The sequence below is a fragment of the Stutzerimonas stutzeri genome (assembly GCF_024448695.1).
In the GTDB taxonomy this organism is placed as follows: Bacteria; Pseudomonadota; Gammaproteobacteria; order Pseudomonadales; family Pseudomonadaceae; genus Stutzerimonas; species Stutzerimonas stutzeri_T.
The window spans coordinates 1-20,904 of sequence record NZ_JAMOHY010000038.1; the positions used below are offsets into that span (position 1 = coordinate 1).

General features: G+C 62.1%; 16 protein-coding genes. 5 read left to right on the forward strand and 11 right to left on the reverse strand.

Features of this window, described 5'->3' with window-relative positions; genetic code table 11:
• Window positions 1-456: 456 nt before the first annotated feature.
• The 11 genes from glp to NAV32_RS16925 form a co-directional block, all read right to left on the reverse strand.
• Window positions 457-1,689 (reverse strand): gephyrin-like molybdotransferase Glp, encoded by a 1,233-nt coding sequence (gene glp / locus NAV32_RS16875; protein WP_256053943.1) that lies wholly within the window; start codon window positions 1,687-1,689, stop codon window positions 457-459.
• Window positions 1,686-2,243: a molybdenum cofactor biosynthesis protein B gene (gene moaB / locus NAV32_RS16880; protein ID WP_256053944.1), complete on the reverse strand. Its 558-nt coding sequence runs from the start codon at window positions 2,241-2,243 to the stop codon at window positions 1,686-1,688. The genes glp and moaB overlap by 4 nt, the downstream gene beginning before the upstream one ends.
• A gap of 163 nt (window positions 2,244-2,406) precedes the next feature.
• Complete coding sequence (moaA, locus tag NAV32_RS16885; protein WP_256053945.1) at window positions 2,407-3,396, reverse strand: GTP 3',8-cyclase MoaA; 990 nt, start codon at window positions 3,394-3,396, stop codon at window positions 2,407-2,409.
• Window positions 3,397-3,506: 110 nt separating this feature from the next.
• Window positions 3,507-4,442 (reverse strand): peptidylprolyl isomerase, encoded by a 936-nt coding sequence (locus NAV32_RS16890; protein WP_256053946.1) that lies wholly within the window; start codon window positions 4,440-4,442, stop codon window positions 3,507-3,509.
• Between the two features lie 82 nt (window positions 4,443-4,524).
• Entirely contained in the window at window positions 4,525-5,319 is a 795-nt protein-coding gene (gene narI, locus NAV32_RS16895; protein WP_256053947.1) for a respiratory nitrate reductase subunit gamma, read from the reverse strand.
• The gene (gene narJ / locus NAV32_RS16900; protein WP_256053948.1) at window positions 5,319-6,068 is read right to left on the reverse strand and encodes a nitrate reductase molybdenum cofactor assembly chaperone; all 750 of its coding nucleotides are present in this window, start codon (window positions 6,066-6,068) and stop codon (window positions 5,319-5,321) included. Before narJ ends, narI begins: the two co-directional genes overlap by 1 nt.
• Before the next feature lie 2 nt (window positions 6,069-6,070).
• Entirely contained in the window at window positions 6,071-7,609 is a 1,539-nt protein-coding gene (gene narH, locus NAV32_RS16905; RefSeq protein ID WP_256053949.1) for a nitrate reductase subunit beta, read from the reverse strand.
• A complete protein-coding gene (locus NAV32_RS16910) occupies window positions 7,606-11,376 on the reverse strand; it encodes a nitrate reductase subunit alpha (RefSeq protein ID WP_256053950.1) in 3,771 nt (1,256 codons plus the stop codon). The genes narH and NAV32_RS16910 overlap by 4 nt, the downstream gene beginning before the upstream one ends.
• Before the next feature lie 86 nt (window positions 11,377-11,462).
• Window positions 11,463-12,950: an MFS transporter gene (locus tag NAV32_RS16915; RefSeq protein ID WP_256053951.1), complete on the reverse strand. Its 1,488-nt coding sequence runs from the start codon at window positions 12,948-12,950 to the stop codon at window positions 11,463-11,465.
• On the reverse strand, window positions 12,947-13,429 hold the full coding sequence (locus tag NAV32_RS16920; protein ID WP_256053952.1) for a universal stress protein: 483 nt from the start codon (window positions 13,427-13,429) through the stop codon (window positions 12,947-12,949). Before NAV32_RS16920 ends, NAV32_RS16915 begins: the two co-directional genes overlap by 4 nt.
• A gap of 37 nt (window positions 13,430-13,466) precedes the next feature.
• Window positions 13,467-15,068, reverse strand: a complete 1,602-nt coding sequence (locus NAV32_RS16925) for an antiporter (protein WP_256053953.1) — start codon at window positions 15,066-15,068, stop codon at window positions 13,467-13,469.
• Between the two features lie 298 nt (window positions 15,069-15,366).
• Here NAV32_RS16925 and NAV32_RS16930 point away from each other — a divergent pair, with 298 nt between their 5' ends.
• The 5 genes from NAV32_RS16930 to NAV32_RS16950 form a co-directional block, all read left to right on the forward strand.
• A complete protein-coding gene (locus tag NAV32_RS16930) occupies window positions 15,367-17,229 on the forward strand; it encodes a histidine kinase (RefSeq protein ID WP_256053954.1) in 1,863 nt (620 codons plus the stop codon).
• Window positions 17,230-17,273: 44 nt separating this feature from the next.
• Window positions 17,274-17,885 carry a two-component system response regulator NarL gene (gene narL, locus NAV32_RS16935; RefSeq protein ID WP_256053957.1) on the forward strand — a complete coding sequence of 204 codons (612 nt, stop codon included), beginning with the start codon at window positions 17,274-17,276 and terminating at the stop codon, window positions 17,883-17,885.
• 196 nt (window positions 17,886-18,081) lie between these two features.
• On the forward strand, window positions 18,082-19,335 hold the full coding sequence (locus NAV32_RS16940) for an alginate export family protein (RefSeq protein WP_256053955.1): 1,254 nt from the start codon (window positions 18,082-18,084) through the stop codon (window positions 19,333-19,335).
• A gap of 104 nt (window positions 19,336-19,439) precedes the next feature.
• A complete protein-coding gene (locus tag NAV32_RS16945; protein WP_256053956.1) occupies window positions 19,440-20,222 on the forward strand; it encodes a type IV pili methyl-accepting chemotaxis transducer N-terminal domain-containing protein in 783 nt (260 codons plus the stop codon).
• 431 nt (window positions 20,223-20,653) lie between these two features.
• On the forward strand, window positions 20,654-20,904 hold a 251-nt coding region (locus tag NAV32_RS16950), incomplete at its 3' end, for a JAB domain-containing protein (RefSeq protein WP_336604874.1).

The following is a 20,904-nucleotide window of genomic DNA, read 5'->3' on the forward strand; positions in this document are numbered from 1 at the left end:
CAAGCGGCTGTGCTCGCATGGCAGCCGGACGGCTAATGCGAAGTGATCATGGTGAATGAGGCTTGAGTCCGATCGCTACGGCCACAGATGGCGCAAGCCAGGCACCTGAACAGCCGCTGCGCTCGCAGGGCGACGGTTTTGACGCGAGACCTGTTCTTGTTAAGCCGCGATAAGCGTATCCCGGCTTCACCGGGCCGCGCTGTCGTGTATCGAGCCGGCAGGCCATCTTGCCCCTGCGCGCGTCCATCGTGCCCTCCCTCTGGTCGGCTGACGCCTGCGCACTCCGTTTGCCGTTCGTGCCTGAGCGTTGAACGCTCAAGGAGGCACAGAAGCCGGTTGATGGTCGCACGCTGAACCACATGTGATGGGTCAGCGTGCGAAGTTCATTCGCCGAGCTCGGGCTGTGATAGGCCAGAGGGGCTTAGGCCCGCATCAACACGGGTGCAGCTCGGTGGTTCAGACCAGCAACTCGCTGAACGGCAGGTACTCAACCCAACCCCCGATCTCCAGCGTGTGATTTCGCTCGACGACTGCCAGACCCTCCGCCCAGCTCGCCGACGCCAGCATGGCAGACCCCTGGCCCGGGTGAAGTGAGACGTGCATTTCACCGTCAACCTGCTCCAGCCGAGCTCTAAGATACTGGCGGCGGCTGTTGCGCTTGCGCCAGGCGAAGCCCGCTCGCAGACGCAACGGTTTGGCCAGCACCTCCGTGCGCCCTTGGGCACGCAACAGGAAAGGCCGTGCCACCACCAGTGCGGTGATCAGCGCCGCCGCCGGGTTGCCCGGCAGGCCGATCCAGGGCTTGCCACCCACTTCGCCAAAGGCCAACGGCTTGCCCGGCTGAATCGCCAAACGCCAGAGATGCAGCTCACCCAGCTCACGAATGGCCTGTTTCAGATAGTCTTCCTCGCCGACTGATACACCACCGGAGGTGATGAGCACATCCCACTCGGACGCGGCGAGCGTCAGAGCATCACGGCTCGCTGCCAGCTCATCAATCAGGATTGGATAATCGTGCACCTCCAGCCCGAGGCTACGCAGCACGCCAAGCAGGCAGTAGCGGTTGGCGTTGTAAATCTGGCCGGGCGCCAGGGACTCACCGGGCTCGCGCAGCTCGTTGCCGCTGGACAAGAGCCCAACGCGCAGTCGTCGATAGACCCCAACGCGGGCGACGCCGAAGCTCGCCAACAGGCCCAACTCCTGCGGTCGTAGACGTCTCCCTGCTTCCAGCACCCCAGTACCGGCCTTTAGCTCCTCGCCCTGGCGGCGCACGTGATCGCCTGACCTGACCGGGGGTAGCCGGACACCCTCACCACACGGTTGGCACAACTCCTGCGGCACGACCGTATCGGCACCGGAGGGCAGTCGTGCTCCGGTGAAGATGCGCACGGCATGTCCAGTCGGCAAAGGATCATCGACCCAATCACCGGCGGCGATACGCCCGGCGAGCGGCAGCGTACCGCCCGCAGCAGGTAGATCGGCGGCGCGCAGGGCAAAACCATCCATCGCGCTGTTGTCCCAGGCCGGCACGTCAAATGCGGCAACCAGTGGTTCGGCCAGCACTCGACCCAGCGCATCCGGGAGTGCTACCTGCTCGACAGCCGGTAACGACGGTGCACGCTTGAGCAATTGTTCAATGGCTTCGTCCACCGGGCGCAGATTGTCACCGGTGCAGGTACAGCGGTTCATGAGCGTGACCCACAGCCGTTGCCGGACACGCCGTTCACCGATGCCTGCAAATGAGCCACGAAATTGCATGGCCCGGTACGGCTGTCGAGCTGTTCGCCGAGAATCCGTTCCCAGGCCGTACGGCAGGCATTTGGCGAACCTGGCAGACAGCACACCAGCGTGCCATTGCTGACACCGGCCAGGGCACGCGACTGCAGCGCCGACGTACCGATCTCGGCCACTGAAACCTGGCGGAACAGCTCGCCGAAACCGTCGACCAGCCTATCCAGCAGCGGTGCCACCGCCTGCGGCGTGTTATCCCGCGCGGTGAAGCCCGTACCGCCACTGACTAGTACTACCTGCACCTGCGGGTCGGCAATCCAGACGGCAAGCCTGGCGCGAATCTGCCAGATATCGTCGATGATCAGCCCCCGCTCAACGAGCCGGTGCCCTGCCGCTTGCAGTGCATTCACCAGAGTATCGCCCGAGGTGTCGGTGTCTGGCGTTCTGGTATCGCTGACAGTCAGGACGGCAACGCCCAGAGGCTGGAACCGGAGGGTATTAAGATGTGCCATGAAAAGTGCTCCAATGAGGAACCATCGGTCTACAGCGTGCCTGTGGCTCCGCCTGAGCTCACTCCCTCTTTCGAGGTAGTCACAGGGCCATAGCGCGACATTGCAGCCCACGCAGGGCGTTAAGCCATTTGCGGCAAAAAGTCACAGAGGCGACTTTTACCTCTCAACCGCCGCTGGCATTCATGAAACGCAGCACCTGAACCTCACCGGCACGGGTGAACTCATGGCGCAGCGGCTTGCGTTGCAACCCGGCATGAATGGCATCGATCAGCGGCTTATCGCGGGTCGGATGGCGACGCAGCAACGCGCGCAGGTCAACGGAATGTTCGTGCCCCAGACACAGCAGCAGGCGTCCTTCGGCAGTCAGGCGCACGCGGTTGCAGGTGGCGCAGAAGTTGTGCGAATGCGGCGAGATAAAGCCGATGCGCGTCCGTGGATACTCGGTCAGGCGCACGTAGCGCGCCGGGCCGCCGCTGTGTTCGGCAGAATCGATCAGCGCATGGTGCTGGGCGATCAGCTCACGCACTTCCTGGCTCGAACAGAAGGCCTCCGTGCGCGAGCGCCCCACTTCCCCCAGCGGCATTTCCTCGATAAAGCTGATATCCAGTCCGCCGGCGATGGCGAAATCCACCAGGTCAGCGACCTCCCCGGCGTTGCGTCCCTTCATCACCACGGCATTGAGCTTGATCCGCTCGAAGCCGGCGTCACGTGCGGCATCGATGCCGTCGAGCACCTGTTGCAACTGACCGGTGCGGGTAATGGCGTGGAATTTGGCGGCATCCAGGCTATCGAGGCTGATGTTCAGCCGCTTGACCCCGGCGCGTGCCAGCGGCTCGGCTAGCCTGGTTAGTTGCGAGCCATTGGTGGTCATCACCAGCTCACGCAGCCCCGGCAGCGCGGCGATGCGCTCGCAGAGGCCGACGATGCCCTGGCGCACCAACGGCTCGCCGCCCGTGAGGCGAATCTTTTTTACGCCCAGGTCGACGAAGATTCGCGCGATACGCTCCAGCTCTTCCAACCCCAACACCTGCTGGCGCGGCAGAAAGGTCATATCCGCGGCCATGCAGTACACGCAGCGGAAATCGCAACGGTCGGTCACGGACATGCGTAGGTAGTCGATCTGGCGACCGTGGGCATCGCGTAGTTGAGTCATCGATAAGACCTCTGAAGCTTCATAGGGCGGATGACGCTTTTTTCATCCACCATCGCCCCGCTCGGTGGATGGGTTGAACGTCATCCACCCTGCGTAGAACCAGGCTGCCCTTATTGCATCAACGGCGTTTCCGTACCCTGAAGATGGATGCCTTCGATGCTTGCCGCGCCAACCAGGTTCTGCAGGTACTGGCTGACGCCAATCTGCCAGACGCGCTGGTTGAGTTCGGCGCGGATCGAGCCGGCCACCGCGTCATAGGGCAGTTGCTGGCCCTCGATGCGCTGGTCGACGAACACCAGGTGGAAGCCGTAGCGGCTCTCCAGCGGCTGGCCGCACAGGCCCTGCGGCAGGCGGAACAGCTGGCGCTCGAACTCAGGCACGGTCTGGCCCTTGCTGATCTGACCGAGCGCGCCGCCCTGGGCCTTTGACGGACAGGCGGAATGTTGCGCCGCCAGTTCGGCGAAACGCTGCGGTACCTGCTCCAGCTGCCCAAGCAGCTCCAGCGCCTGCTCCCGCGAAAGGCTACGGGTCTCGGGGTCATCCGCCGGACTGGCCAGCAGGATGTGCCGCACGGCGAGCAGCGGTGCGCTGAAGAAGCGCTGGGCATTGCCCTCGTAATAGGTGCGGCACGCGCTTTCATCAGCCAGCGGCAGTGGCACCTCCCGCTCGATCAGCACACGGGTGGCCGCCTCTTCCTCGCTCTCACCCGCTCCAGTCCGCACTACTAATCCCAGTTCGCCGATACGCTGCTGCAACAATTCGCGCAGCACCAGTGCCTGAACCGCCCGATAGACAGCCTCGTCGCGGCTTGCCGCAGGGTGATACTGCAGTTCCTGGGCGATGGCCTGTGGCACGATCTCCACGCCATTGACCCGCACGCGTGGCCATTCCTGTTCGCTGCTGGCGATCAGTAATGCCTCGCCGGTCTCCGGCCGCCCTTCAGGGGGCAGTTCCTCGAACAGCGTGGCATCGACCGGCACATCGACGTCCAGGCGTTCGCCGCCACTGCAGCCGCCACCCGTGCTTCCACCGCATCCACAAGCCATGACGATTACCTCATTAAAGTGTTTGCACATTGGCGCGAATCAACCGTGGCAGCTGACGCACGAGGCGCCAGTCGCCAACGGCTCACACCGGGCTCTTGCTGTCTGTCGCGGCGTAACCGGGCACCGCGCTCGGCTTGGAGGCCTGCGTCGGTGCTTCGTAGCCGCGCGGATGCGGTCGACGCGACACCGCCGGCTTGACACCTTTTTGCCGGACGATCTGATAGCGCCGCCCCAGGTACCACACCGGCGCGCTGACGATGTGCACCAGGCGGGTGAAGGGGAACAGCACGAACAGGGTGACGCCGAGCAGCACGTGCAGCTTGTAGATCAGCGACACCGAGGCGATGGCCTCGGCGGCCGCCACCGGTTGCAGGGTGACGACGCCCTGCGCCCAGTTGCCCAGCAGCACCATCACCGAACCGTCCATGTGGCCGGTGGAGGCAATGATGGTCAGCAGACCAAGCACCAGCTGGGCCAGCAGCACCAGGAGAATCATCACGTCGCTGCGGCTGGAGTTGGCGCGCACACGCGGATCGCTCAGCCGGCGCTGGATCAGCATCACCAGGCCGATCAGGCAGAGCACGCCGAAGAAGCCGCCGGAGACCATGGCCAGCAACTGCTTGTTGGCACTGCTGATGAAGTGGTGATAGAGGGCTTCGGGCATCAGCAGACCGACGAAGTGGCCACACAGAACAAAGATGATCCCGATGTGGAACAGGTTGCTCGCCAGCCGCATCCCCCTGGGTTGCAGCATCTGGCTGGAACCAGCCTTCCAGCTGTACTGCGACAGATCGAAACGCGCCCAGCTACCGATCAGGCAGACCGCCAGGGCGATGTAGGGATAGACCCCGAACAGCAGGAAATTGAAATTGGACATCAGCGCACCTCCTGGGCCAGTGCGGCGGCCTGCCCGTCTTGTTTGAAATCGGTCCAGTGCAATGGCACCGCGCTTTCCTCGCGGACCTTGGCCGGCCCACTCGGCAGTGATGGGCAGCGATCCTGCGACTCGGTCTGGAAAAAGTTGACCTGCTCCTCCTCCCAGACCCGGTCCAGTGCCTCCAGTGAATCGTCACGCTCCTCTGCGGCGACCTGCTCGCGCAGACTGGCCAGCGTTTCCTGCACCGGCTCACCGGCAATCTGCAGCAACGCGTAAAAACAGGCCGCGTACGGGCTGCCGCGCTCGTCCAGGCGTGCCGACAGCAGCGCCAGCAAATGCACCACATTGGCCAGGCCTTCACGCGCTTCAAGATCCTCGCAGGTCGCGAGGTATTCGAGGTACAGCGGGATATAGTCCGGCAGTTCGCGCACGCCGATGGCGAATCCGGCAGCCTCGTACTGGGCCATCAGGTCCACCATCGCCTGGCCGCGATCACGCGACTCGCCATGCACGTGCTCGAACAGCAGCAGCGACAGCGCGCGGCCCTTGTCGAACAGGTCGGTGTAGCGCTCCTGCGCGTCCATCAGATCGCCACTGCTCAATTCGTCGATGAGTACCCGCAGTGCAGTGCGCAACTGCGGACTGATCTCGCGAGCCGCATCAATGGCCCCGGCCAGTTCGGCATGCGCCTCGCGCAAACACTCGTCCGGGTAGTCGAGCAAGAGGGAAATCACTTTCAGGATCTGCATGTTCAGTCCTCCCACAACTGCACGGTCTGGATGATGTCGCGGCGGTTGGCCTTCTTCGCACCGAACATGTTGGTGTCCGAAGCCCCGGAGCAGCCGCTGCCGAAACTGAAGCCGCAACCGGAGCGTTCGGCGAAGGCATCGCTCATGGCCTCCTCGCGGTGCGCGCTGGGGATCACGTAGCGGTCTTCGTAGTTGGCGATGGCCAGGTAGCGGTACATGTCCTCGACCTGCTCCAGGCTCAGCCCGACGCTTTCCAGGATCGCCATGTCCTTGATGCCCTCGACCTGCTCGGCGCGCTTGTAGGCGCGCATCGCCAGCAGGCGCTTGAGCGCATGCCTGACCGGTTTCTCGTCGCCAGCGGTGAGCAGGTTGGCCAGGTAGCGCAGCGGGATGCGCAGGCTGTCGACGTCCGGCAGCACGCCATCCATGCCGATCTGTCCGGCCTGGGCGGCGTTCTGGATCGGCGACAGCGGCGGCACGTACCAGACCATCGGCAGGGTGCGGTACTCCGGGTGCAGCGGCAGCGCCAGCTTCCAGTCCACCGCCATCTTGTAGACGGGGGATTTCTGCGCGGCCTCGATCACCGACATCGGCACGCCATCATTCAGCGCCTGCTCGATGACCTTCGGATCGAAGGGGTCGAGGAACATCTCCAGCTGTTTTTCGTAGAGGTCCTGCTCGTTCGGCGTGCTGGCCACCTCGGCGATGCGATCGGCGTCGTAGAGCAGCACGCCGAGATAGCGGATACGTCCCACGCAGGTTTCCGCACAGACGGTGGGCATGCCGGCCTCGATCCGTGGGAAGCAGAAGATGCACTTCTCGGATTTACCGCTCTTCCAGTTGAAGTAGATCTTCTTGTACGGGCAACCGCTGATGCACATGCGCCAGCCACGGCATTTTTCCTGGTCGATCAGGACAATGCCGTCCTCCTCGCGCTTGTAGATCGCGCCGCTCGGGCAGGACGCAGCACACGCCGGATTGAGGCAGTGCTCGCACAGGCGCGGCAGGTACATCATGAAGGTGTTTTCGTACTGGCCGTATATGTCGGCCTGGATCTTGTCGAAGTTCTTGTCCTTGCGCCGCTTGGCAAACTCGGTGCCGAGAATTTCCTCCCAGTTCGGCCCCCACTCGATCTTCTCCATGCGCTGCCCGGAGATCAGCGAACGCGGGCGCGCCACCGGCTGATGCGTGCCCAGCGGCGCGGTGTGCAGGTGCTGATAGTCGAAGTCGAACGGCTCGTAATAGTCGTCGATGCTTGGCAGGTCGGGGTTGGCGAAGATGTTCGCCAGCACGCGGAACTTGCCGCCGATGCGCGGGTTGATCGAACCGTCGGCGTTGCGCACCCAGCCGCCCTTCCACTTGTCCTGGTTCTCCCACTCCTTGGGGTAGCCGATGCCGGGCTTGGTCTCGACATTGTTGAACCAGGCGTATTCCATGCCTTCGCGGCTGGTCCAGACGTTCTTGCAGGTGATGGAGCAGGTATGGCAGCCGATGCACTTGTCCAAATTCAGGACCATGCCGACTTGCGAACGAATTTTCATGGCCGTGTTCCTCGGATATCTTGCGGCAGGGGTTGCGGCAGGTCGTTGCCATTCGGCCCGTCGAGCCAGTCGACCTTGTTCATCTTGCGCACCACGACGAACTCGTCGCGGTTGCAGCCCACCGTGCCGTAGTAGTTGAAGCCGTAGGCCAGCTGCGCGTAGCCGCCAATCATGTGGGTGGGTTTGAGCACCACGCGGGTCACCGAGTTGTGGTGGCCGCCACGGGTTTTGGTGGTTTCGCTGCCGGGCACGTTCACGATGCGTTCCTGGGCGTGGTACATCATCACCATGCCTTCCATCACGCGCTGACTGACCACCGCGCGGGCGGTCAATGCGCCGTTTGCGTTGAAGCACTCGATCCAGTCGTTGTCCTCGATGCCGACCTTCTTCGCATCAACTTCCGACATCCAGACGATCGGCCCGCCACGGCTCAGGGTGAGCATGATCAGGTTGTCGGTGTAGGTGCTGTGGATGCCCCACTTCTGATGAGGCGTGATCCAGTTCAGGCAAATTTCCGGGTTGCCGTTGCTCATCTTGCCGGCCACGTAGCCGGTGGAGCGGGTGTTGATTGGCGGTCGGTAACTCATCAACTGCTCGCCAAAGGCCTGCATCCAGGGATGATCCTGGTAGAACTGCTGGCGACCCGTGAGGGTACGCCACGGAATGTACTCGTGGACGTTGGTGTAACCGGCGTTATAGCTGACGTGCTCGTCTTCGAGACCCGACCAGGTCGGGCTGGAGATGATCTTGCGCGGCTGCGCCTGGATATCGCGGAAGCGGATCGCCTCATGCGCCTTGGGCAGCGCCAGGTGAGCGTGGTCACGACCGGTGAACTGCGACAGCGCAGCCCAGGCCTTGACGGCGACGTGGCCGTTGGTTTCCGGCGCCAGGGTGAGGATCACCTCGGCGGCATCGATGGCCGTCTCGATCTTTGGCCGCCCCAGGCTGACACCCTCCTCGCGCACCACATAGTTGAGCTCGCCGAGGAAATCGACCTCGTCGTCGGTGTTCCAGTTGATGCCCTTGCCGCCGTTGCCAAGCTTGTCGAGCAGCGGGCCGAGGGAGGTGAACTTCTTGTAGGTGTTGGGATAGTCGCGCTCGACCACGGTCATGTTCGGGCAATTCTTGCCCGGCAGCGGCGCCTCACCCGCCGTCTTCCAGTCGCTGCCGCCGAAGGGCTGCGCCAGTTCGCCGGGGCTGTCGTGCAGCAGCGGCACGGTGACCACGTCCTTCTCCACGCCTAGCTGTCCCTCGGCCATCTTCGAGAAGGCCTTGGCGATGCCCTTGTAGATCTCCCAGTCCGAACGCGCTTCCCAGGCCGGGTCGATGGCCGCCGACAGCGGGTGGATGAAGGGGTGCATGTCCGAAGTGTTCATGTCGTCCTTCTCGTACCAGGTGGCGGTCGGCAGGACGATGTCCGAGTACACGCAGGTGGAGGACATGCGGAAGTCGAGGGTGGTGACCAGGTCCAGCTTGCCGATGGCACCTTCGTCGACCCACTCGGCCTCGGTCGGCTTGAAGCCGTCACGCTTGCCGAGGTCCTCGTTCATCACGCCGTTACGGGTGCCCAGCAGGTACTTGAGCATGTACTCGTGGCCCTTGCCCGAGCTGCCCAGCAGGTTGGAACGCCAGATGAACAGGTTGCGCGGGAAGTTCTCCGGGCTGTCCGGCTGTTCGCAGGCGAAGCGCAGGCTGCCGTCCTGCAGCGAGCGGGTGACGTAGTCCACCGGCGACAGTCCGGCAGCTTCGGCGTCGCGGCAGATCTGCAGCGGGTTGCGATTGAGCTGCGGTGCGCTTGGCAGCCAGCCTGCGCGTTCGGCGCGTATGTTGTAGTCGAGCATGTGCTCAGGGAACTTTGACTTGTCCGCCAGGGGCGAAAGCACCTCGTGGATGCTCATCTTCTCGTGGCGCCACTGTGAGCTGTGGTTGTAGAAGAAGCTGGTGCCGTTCATCTGGCGTGGCGGACGGTGCCAGTCGAGACCGAAGGCCAGCGGCAGCCAGCCACACTGCGGGCGCAGCTTCTCCTGGCCGACGTAGTGAGCCCAGCCGCCACCACTCTGGCCGACGCAGCCACACAACATGAGCATGTTGATCAGGCCACGGTAGTTCATGTCCATGTGGTACCAATGGTTCATCGCCGCACCGACGATGATCATGCTGCGGCCACGGGTCTTGTCGGCGTTGTCGGCGAATTCGCGGGCGATCTGGATGGCCTTCTCACGCGCCACACCGGTGATTTTCTCCTGCCAGGCGGGTGTGCCGGGAACGCTGGCGTCGTCGTAGCTGGAGGCGACGTTGCTACCGCCCAGGCCGCGGTTGATGCCGAGGTTGGCGGCCATCAGGTCGAACACGGTGGCGACCTTGACGGTACTGCCGTCAGCCAGGGTGATGCTACGGACCGGCACGCGGCGCAGCTGGATGCTCTCGCCTTCGGCGTGCTGGAAGTGCTCGTGGAGGATGCCGCCGAAGTACGGGAACGCCACCTCGGCCGTCTCGCCACCGTCGATCTGGGTCAGGCTCAGGTCGACGTCACGGCCGTCCTTGCCTTCGCGGGCTTCGATGTTCCACTTGCCCTTCTCGCCCCAGCGGTAACCGATCGAACCCAGCGGCGAAACCAGCTCTCCGGTGCTGCCGTCGACAGCGATGGTCTTCCACTCGGGGTTGTTTTCCTGGCCGAGGTTGTCGGCCAGATCGGACGCGCGCAGGAAGCGGTCGGCGATGCAGCTGCCGTCCTTTTCATTCAGGCGCACCAGCACCGGCAGATCGGTGAAGCGCCTGGCGTAGTCGCGAAAGTACTCGCTCGGCTTTTCGAGGTGGAATTCCTTGAAAATGACGTGGGCGAACGCCTGGGCCAGCGCGGCGTCGGTGCCCTGCTTCGGGTTGAGCCAGAGGTCGGTGAGCTTGGCGACTTCGGCGTAGTCCGGGGTGATGGCGACCGTCTTGGTGCCCTTGTAGCGAACTTCGGTGAAGAAGTGCGCGTCCGGGGTACGGGTCTGCGGGACGTTGGAGCCCCAGGCAATGATGTAGTTGGAGTTGTACCAGTCAGCCGATTCCGGCACGTCGGTCTGCTCGCCCCACACTTGTGGAGAGGCCGGAGGAAGGTCACAGTACCAGTCGTAGAACGACAGGCACACACCGCCGATCAGCGACAGGTAGCGGCTACCGGCCGCGTAGGAAACCATCGACATGGCCGGGATTGGCGAGAAGCCGATGACGCGGTCCGGGCCGTACTGCTTGACGGTGTAAACGTTGGCTGCAGCGATGATCTCGTTGACTTCTTCCCAGCTGGAGCGGATGAAGCCCCCCATGCCGCGCTTGCTCTTGTAGGACTCGGCCTTGGCCTTGTCCTCGACGATGCTGGCCCAGGCGTCCACCGGGCTCATGTTACGCCGCGCGTCACGCCACAGCTTGAGCAGCGGCTTGCGCACCTTGGGGTACTTCAGGCGGTTGGCGCTGTAGATGTACCAGCTGTAGCTGGCACCACGCGGGCAGCCGCGCGGCTCATGGTTGGGCAGGTCGTTGCGGGTACGCGGGTAGTCGGTCTGCTGGGTTTCCCAGGTGATCAGGCCGTTCTTCACGTAGATCTTCCAGGAGCACGACCCGGTGCAGTTCACCCCGTGGGTGGAGCGCACGATCTTGTCGTACTGCCAGCGCGAGCGGTAGACGTTCTCCCAGTCGCGGGATTCGATGCGGGTTTCGCCATGACCGTTGGCGAATTCTCCTTGCTTGCGATTGAAAAAACGCAGCTGGTCGAGCAGGTGGCTCATCTTTCTCTCCTTTGCCAACGCCAACGAGGGCGTCTGCGTTACACATCAGGCATGGCCGATACGCGAGCGGCGCCGGCCTTGATTGGCTACTTGGTGACGGTGGCCTGTTCGGCGAGTGCCAGGTCGACGGACGACACGAAGTACTCTTCGGCGAAGGCGCTTTCGGGCTCCTTGAGCCAGAAAAAGCAGATGACGAAACTGAGCAATGCCCCGGCGGCGATGATCAGGAAGAACTGCGAGGGCGTGACGAAGGTGTAGAGGGTCAGGTAGAACACCGCACCGACGTTGCCGTAGGCGCCGGCCATGCCCGAGATCTGCCCGGTAATACGGCGCTTGATCGAGGGAATGATGCCGAAGGTGGCGCCCTCCGCGCCCTGTACGAACACCGAGCAGAAAATGGTGATCACCACGGCAATGAACAATGGCCAGCTGGAACCCATCAGCCCCATCAGCAGAAAGCCCAGGGCGATACCGAGCATGTAGGCCAGCATCACGAACCGGCGGTTGCCGAAGCGGTCGGAGACCAGGCCGCCGATGGGCCGCGCCAGCAGATTCACGAAGGCAAAGGATGCGGCGATGATGCCAGCCGTCGTGGGCGTCAGTCCCCAGGTCAGTTCGAAGAACATAGGCAGCATCGACACGACCGCCAGTTCCGCCCCGAAGTTGGCGAAATAGGTGGAGTTCAGTGCCGCGACGGAATTGAACGGGTACTTGTCGTCCTCCGGTACCCCCTTGCGCAGAATCGGCACGTTGACCCGCAGGATCTGCGAGATCTGGTAGAGCACCACCAGCACAATGACGCCGTGACACGTCCAGGCCCAGCCGGCGCCCAGGTAGCCCATGTTCTCAATACGCCAAACCAGCACAGAGAGAATGCCGACCATGGGAATGGTCCAGATGATCAGCTTGACCATATCGCCCCAGCTGCTGACTTCCATGGCCGCGACCTTGCGAGGCTTGTGCTGCACGGTGCCGGCTGGGCCATCGGTAATGGCAAACCAGTAGAACACCCCGTAGGCTGCCATCAACAAGGCCGTCGTCGCGATCGCGTAGCGCCAGCCATCGTCTCCACCGAATGCATGCAGGGCGATGGCCGGCAGGCTCATGGCGGCTGCAGCCGAACCGAAATTGCCCCAGCCGGCATAGAAGCCTTCGGCAAATCCAATATCCCTGGGCTTGAACCACATGGCAGTCATGTGGATGCCGACCACGAAGCTGGCGCCGATCGAGCTCAGTACCAGTCGCGAGATCAGCAGTTGCACCCGCGTGTCGCCCATGGCGAAGGTGATTGCCGGTACCGCCATCGTGACCATCAGCACGGAAAACACCCGGCGCGGGCCCCATTTGTCCAGCGCCATGCCCACCAGAATCCGCGCGGGAATGGTCAGCGCCACGTTGGCGATGGCAAACAGGCGCAGATCATCGCGGGTCAGCCAGTTCGCGCTCTTGAGCATGCTGGTAGCAAGCGGCGCCATGTTGAACCACACGAAGAAGCAGATATAAAAGGCGATCCAGGTGAGATGCAGCGCTCTTATTTCGGGCTGGCGGTACTTGAACAGGTCCGAGACTTTCATTTCGTAGTCTCCCGTGCCGAAACGGGACAGGCCTGAACAAGTACCGGACAGGGTGCGCGCCTGACCAGAAAGGAACTGACACTGCCAAAGGTCATGTAATTAAATTCATCGACCAGTGCGTCTATCGAGTGCGCGATAAATCCCTCACCCGGCTCTTCACAATGCCTGGAGACAACCAGCAGGTCGGGTTTCAGACTATTGACCGCCTTGAGGATGACTTTCCTCGCGTCACCCTGACCGATAACAACTTCAACATTCAGGCCACGATTTCCAACTTCCTCTGCCGCCCCTTTTATCCTTGCGGAAAACTCGTTCTTGGCGTTGATATAGTTGGCTTCGCTGGAACTGCTGGTATCCAGACTTTCTTCCGCAACGCCAATCAGGATGATCATTGGTTCAAGTCGGGAAAACATTTCCAGGGTGCGTTCAAGCGCATGGCGCGCATGGGGCGAATCGTCATAGGCAATCATGATGTTCATGGCGTAACACTCCGCGTCGCTGAACTGACTGAATGATTCAGGGGTTTTTCACGTAGGCATTGGGGCGCAGGTAGAACCACCAGTTGAGGACCAGGCACAGCGCACAGAAACCGGCGAAGCCGTACATCGCGACCTCCGGTGTTCCGGCCTTGATCTGGCCGCCAATGACCATCGGTGCAACAAAGGATCCGTACGCCGCCACGGCCGAGGTCCATCCCAGGACTGGACCGGCCTGCTCGCGGTCGTAGATCACGCCGATGGTGCGGAAGGTGGAGCCGTTACCGATCCCCGAAGCGGCGAACAGCACCAGGAAGAGGATGATGAAGGCGAAGAACATCGTCTCCGGCTCGCTCGATCCATAGGCCTGCTGAAGCACGTAACCCAGCGCGACCGAGGCGGCGATCATGACCACCGAAACCACTTGGGTGACGATTGACCCGCCAAGCTTGTCGGCGATCCAGCCGCCAAAGGGCCGTGTCAGGGCGCCGATGAAGGGACCTATCCAGGCATAGGTCAGGGCGCTGGGCGCGTTGGGATTGACCACACGCGTGATGCTGCCGTCTGCGGCGGCCTCGTTCATGTAGCCGAAGATCACCGTAATCGACAGCGGCAGCGCCATGGAAAAGCCGATGAAGGAGCCGAATGTCAGTATGTAGAGCACACTCATGGACCAGGTGTGCTTGTCACGGAAGATGTCGAACTGGCGTTTGATGCTTGGCTTGATGCTGCCCGGAATCATCCGCAGCAGACCCAGGGTGCTGAGCATGATCAGCGCGATGGCCAGCCACATGTTCAACACACCGAGGCCGAAGGGTCGCGGCAGATAGAGATAAAGGCCCACCACAGAGGTCAGGAAGCCCACCGCGTAGAGTCCGATGATCTTGCCGAATGCACTGAGCGTATGGCCCGGATTGGGTGAAATTGGCAGCAGGTTGTTCATGCCGAACCAGCCGATAAAGGCCAGCGGAACCAGCGCCAGCATCCATACCCATCCCGCGTTCTGGATCCAGGTGTCCGAACCTGCCGGTATCCGCCCAATCAGTGTCCCGCTGTCCTTGACCAGCACCATCGGATCGCCAGCCAGCACGCCAAACAGCCCCGCCGTCATAACCAGCGGGATCACGATCTGCATGGTCGTCACGCCAAAATTGCCCAGACCCGCGTTCAGCCCCAGCGCCAGTCCCTGCTGATGCTTGGGAAAGAAACCACTGATATTGCTCATCGAACAGGCGAAGTTGCCGCCGCCAATGCCTGACAGCAAGGCCAACAATTGAAAGACCCACAGCGGCGTGGTGACGTCCTGCAGGGCAATACCGGCCCCCACTGCGGGTATCATCAGCAAGGCTGTAGTCAGGACGATGGTGTTGCGTCCGCCGGCGATACGAATCATGAACGACGCCGGGATGCGCAACGTCGCCCCGGCCAGGCCGGAAATGGCCGTAAGGGTGAACAACTGTGCCGGCTCGAACGGAAATCCGAGGTTGAGCATCTGGACGGTGATGATCCCCCACATCAGCCATATGGCGAATCCCAGCAGCAGACTTGGAATGGATATCCAGAGGTTACGGGTCGCAATTCGTTTGCCGGTTGACTGCCAGAATCCGGCAACTTCCACATCCCATTTAGCAATATTCGTCATGACCGCTCCGCTCCATTGAGTGCAATCTGGAGCGGAGGCTACGAGCAGTAACTACGCTGAAACTTGATTACCGTCATTAATAGCGGACCGGGGGTCTTCACAAATACCCGCCCTACCTCTTTAGATATACCTAATATGCGCCTTAATAACTTTCGCCTATTCAATCATCTAGCGTTTAAGCCAATACAGTTTTTATACCCGAAGCGTCAATTTAACGCGTGCGAGGTATATCGATTAATATAGGCAGGGTGATGAACTACGCGTAACGTGACACGACTTTGTCAGGCGAGACTCAGCCGTGAGCACGTTCGATATCACGCAATCCCCCTTGCGACACTCGATTATTCAGCACACGACCCTGGCCTTTATTCTGGTCATCGGGGTAACCCTGGCGAGCATGCTCGGCGGCATGTATCTCGCGGATTCCATACAGGGTGATGCCGAGGCACTGAACAAGGCCGGCAGCCTGCGCATGCAGTCCTACCGGCTGGCCCTGCTGGCGCTGGAAGATGAAAGCAGCCTCCTGCACCAACACGTGGAGGAGTTCGAGCACACGCTGCAGACCTACGCGCTGCAGCGGGCCATCGGCCACAACCCCAACAGCCCGCTGCACATGCTCTACAGCAGAGCGATCACGCGCTGGAACGACGCCATGCTGCCGCTGTTGACGAACTACCCGCCACAGAAGCGGGCATTCCGTGCCGAGGTGCCGAAATTTGTGGCTGAACTCGACAGCTTCGTCAAAGCCCTGCAAAACAAGTCGGAAGACAAGCTTGCCGTCATCCGTGGGCTGCAAATAGGCACGCTGCTGTTCACCGTACTAATGGCATTTGTGGTGCTGCTGGGGGTGTACAGCAATCTGATCACACCGCTTCGCGAGCTGACGCGACTGGCCCGGCAGATCGGTCGTGGCGACTTTCGCAGCAAGGCCTATTACGACGCCCGTAACGAACTGGGGCTGCTGGCCAGCGCCTTCAACCAGATGAGTGATGAGCTGGCCGATCTCTATGACCATCTGGAGCGCAAGGTCGATGAAAAAACCGCCCAACTGCAACGCAGCAACAACTCGCTCGAACTGCTGTTCAACAGCGCCCGCAGCCTGTATCGCTCTTCAGCCGATCCCGTACCACAACTCGCGAGCCTGCTGCTTCCCGTACAGCGCTCGCTGGGCTCAGGCCCTGTATCGCTGTGCCTGCATCACACCGAGGAGAAAAACTGCTTCCGCGCCCATACCGCCATCTCCTCGGAACGGCATCCCCCAGAGTACTGCCGCCTGCCCGATTGCGCGCAATGCCCGGTTCATGCCGGCAATGGCAAGCTGGCAGGCGGCACCGAACTGATCAGCTTTGCCCTGCGCTCAGGCACGCGCGAGTTGGGAGCGCTGCGTATCGAGCAACCCCAGGGCGTGGCGCTGGAGGCCTGGCAGGAGCAGTTGCTCGGCGCGGTGGCTGAACTGTTTGCCGCCTCTCTGGGCCTGAGCCAACTCGCCCAGCATCAGGCGCGCCTGGCGCTGATGGAGGAACGCGCGGTCATCGCCCGCGAGCTTCATGACTCGCTGGCCCAGGCGCTTTCCTATCAGAAGCTGCAACTGAGCCGCTACAAGAAGCAGATCGCCAATGGCCACCCGCAGGCGGAACTGGACGTGACCCTGGGCGCTATTTCGGACGGCCTCAACGCGGCCTACCGGCAACTGCGCGAACTGCTCACGACCTTTCGCATCAAGCTTGATGTCCCTGGCCTGGCAGCTGCGGTACGGGCCACGGTGCTCGAGTTCAGCAGCCACTCGGGGGTCAGCATCGGCCTTCACTACGCCCTTGAGCATTGCCCGTTGACACCCAACGAGGAACTCCATTGCCTGCAGGTCATTCGCGAGGCACTGAGCAACGTGATCAAGCACGCCCAGGCTCGTCAGTGCGACCTGCGTCTGTACCAGGACACACAGGGGCTGGTGCACATCGGCGTGGATGACGACGGTATCGGCATCGAAGTCAACGACAGCCCCAGCGGCCATTACGGCCTGAGTATCCTTGCTGAGCGCGCCGGTAGCCTGCATGGTCACCTGCGCATCGGCAAGCGCAGCGAAGGCGGCACGTGTGTCCACCTGAGCTTCCTCCCGGCCTATCGCCGCACGCCCCTGCAACCGGAGACCGACATCCCGTGAACAACCAAGACAAGATTCGCATCCTGCTGGTCGACGATCATCCGATGATGCGCAGCGGCATGCGCGCCCTGCTCTCCATGGAAGACGATCTGTTGCCCGCCGCTGAAGCCGGCAACGGTGCCGAGGCGGTTCGGCTGGCCAGCGAACTGGATCTGGACCTGATCCTGCTCGACATGAACATGCCCGGCATGGACGGGCTGGAAACCATCCGTCAGATGCGCGCTGGCGGAATCGAAACACGCATCGTCATCTTCAGCGTGTCTGACGACCATACCAATGTGCTGGCGGCGCTGCGTGAAGGGGCGGACGGCTACCTGCTCAAGGACATCGAGCCGGAGGACCTGATCAGCCAGATTCGCCAGGCCGCTCAGGGCCGGCTGACCTTGAGCCCGGAGTTAAACCAGGTTCTGGCTCAAGCCATTCGCGAACGCCCCAAGCCCGGCCATGCGCATCCGTCGGCGGGCCTGACCAAGCGCGAGAAGGATGTACTGCGACTTATCGCCCGAGGCCAGACCAACAAGATGATCGCGCGCAAGCTGGCCATCAGCGAAGGCACGGTCAAGGTGCACGTGAAAAACCTGCTGCACAAGCTCGGCCTGCGCTCGCGTGTCGAGGCCGCCGTCTGGTCGCTGGAGCATGATCAGGCCCGAGCCTAATGGCATTCGCGATGCAATTTTAACGTTCCGTGGCACAGCGGGCTCGGCCTGAAAACGCACCGGGCTTGTCTGCGGTCAAGGTCAGAATGCTGTAGAAACCCCATTCCAGACAGGTTTTAAAGCACCTTGACGGCAATCAAGGGCAAAGATCGTAAGCAGCCTATCTTTCGCCCCGTAGCCAACAAGGAGCACCACGATGAGCAGCCTTCACCCCTCCCGTCTAGCCCTCGCCCTGCTCGCCGCAGGCCTGGCCGTCAGCACTGCAACAAGCGCCGAAGAAGCGTTCAGCAGCCTGTTCACTGACGCAAAACCGATCTTCGATCTGCGTTACCGCTACGAACATGTCGATCAGGACAACGCCCTCAACCACGCCAATTCACAAACCCTGCGCACGCGCATCGGCGTGCAGACCGGCACCTGGTACGGCCTGTCGGCACTGATCGAAGCGGACAATGTCAGTCGCTTGGGCACATCCGCCTACAACAACACCCGCAACGGTCAGACCGACTACTCGGCAGTGCCCGATCCGGACGGCAGCGAGATCAATCAGGCGTTGCTGCGCTATGACCACAGCCTGGGCGGCGCAGTGGTCGGTCGCCAGCGGATCAACCTGGACAACCAGCGTTTCGTCGGTGGTGTCGGCTGGCGGCAGAACGAGCAGACCTATGACGGCATTCTCGGCCAGCTCAAACCCGTCGACGGGCTGACCCTTACCTACGCCTATATCGACAACATCAACAGCATCTTCGGCCCTGAGGACAACCGCTTCGACAACCGCACGAACCCGGCCAACATCAAAGGCCACAGCCACCTGATCAACGCGCGCTACCAGGCCATGCCGGAGCTGACGGTAACCGCCTACAGCTACCTGCTGGGACTCGACAACCTCGCCAGTACCGCGACGGCAGATTACGGCTCGCTCTCGAGCAAGACCACCGGCGTACGCCTGAACGGCACTGCTCAGGGCATCACCTACACCCTTGAATACGCGCGGCAGAAGGACTACGCCGACAATCCGCTGGAACTGAGCAGCGAGTACTACCTGGCCGAGCTGGGTTATACCCTCCAGGGCGTGGCGCTCAAGGCCGGGATGGAGGTTCTGGGTGGCGACAGTGGCCCCGGCAACCGTGCATTCCAGACGCCCCTGGCGACCAAGCATGCATTTCAGGGCTGGGCCGATACGTTCCTGCTGACCCCGGTCGACGGCGTACAGGATGTCTACATCGGCGGGAGTCTGCCGCTGTTTGGCGGCACCCTGCAGGCCTGGTACCACGACTTCCGTGCCGAGCGCGGCAGTCAGCAATACGGCGAGGAACTGGATATTTCCTACAGCCGCGCCATCGCGCTGGTGAAGGGTCTGGTCGCCACTGTCAAGTATGCCGCCTATGACGCGGACGACTTCTCGGTCGATACCGAGAAGGTCTGGGCACAGCTTCAGTACAGCTACTGAAATGCGATGAGCGGCTTGCGCGATTTCGCAGGCCGCCTCGCCCTCGTGGATTTGCATTGCATCAGACGCCCGTCAGGATGCAATGCCTTCGAAAGGATGTTCAGATGATTCGGTATCTGCTGAGCCTGTCGCTCACCCTTGGGCTGCTTGGCTTTACATCGGCAGGCCTCGCTGCAATCAGCGACGCCGAAGCCGTGAATCGTGCGGGCATGCAACGCATGCTGAGCCAGCGCATCGCCAAAAACTACCTGATGCTGGGCACCGAAACCCGGGCGGAAGTTGCAATCGTCCAGTTCGACCAGAGCATCGCCGACCTGGAGTCCAACAGTCAGCTTCTGGAAGACTACGCACCCACCGCTACGATAGGTACCGCCCTGACCCGGGCCAACGAAACCTGGCACCGTTACCGTGAGGTGGTGTTGACCCCACCCAGCAAGGAGCGGGCGGTCGAGGTGCTGCAACTCAGTGAGCAGGCCCTCGAGCAGAACGAGAAGCTTGTGAGGCTGATCGAACAGTACACCGGCAGCCAGACCGCGAACCTGGTCAATCGCAGCGGCCGTCAGCGCATGCTCAGCCAGCGCATTGCCAAGCTGTACCTGGCCATGGCCTGGCACCTGCCCAGCCCACAGCTGCAAGGCGCGTTCAACACCGCAGTAAAGGAGTTCGACGAAGGGCTCATGTACCTGCGTCAGGCGCCGCAGAACACGCCTGAGATCAACCGTCGCCTTGACCAGGTTGCAACACAGTGGCGCTTTGCCCAGGCCGGTTTCAACCTGGCAAACAACTCGCAATTCGTACCCACGGTCATTGTTAGCACCACCGAAACGCTGCTTGTGAAGATGGACGAACTGACCCGTCTGTATGAAGCGCTAGCCGACGCGCACTGAAAAGGACGCAGCGCCGCTATCACTCCGACCCTGATCGGTTAGCACGTGTTCGAGGCTCCATCGCTGAGGCGCACACTCGCGGTGGCGCGCACCGGGCCTGAACCTATCAACCCGGAAAAAGCGCGTCTCCCGGCTTCACCGGGCCGCGCTGTCGTGTATCGAGCCGGCAGGCCATCTCGACCCTACGGGCGTCCATCGTGCCCTCCCTCCGTTCGGCTGACGCCTGCGCACTCCGTTTGCCGTTCGTGCCTGAGAGTGGGTGTGGGGCGGTCTTGCTGTTTCCCTTCACCTTGTCACGGCGTTCTCGCCGTCAAGGGCTTCACCCGCGTGGCGTGTTTGCGGCGGTCGCCGGCTGCGCCCCCCTGACTGCTTGCGCTGCACCGTGCCGGACCGGTTCCGGGCAATTCCGCCCGAGCTACCGGAGCACCGACATGTCGATTTCCTCTTGCGCGATGGTCTCTTCTCTTCTGGTTCAGGACAAGGCAGGACGCTACGTGCCGGCCACGGCCGATCAGATCCTGACGGCAGCCCGCCAGGTGATAGATCTCAAGATCCAGCGAGGTGCTGCGTTCACCGCGCCTGACGTCGTCAAGGACTACCTGGGCGCCAAGCTGGCAGGCTTCGAGCACGAAGTGTTCGCGGTGCTGTTTCTCGACAACCGGCATCGTCTGATCGATTACAA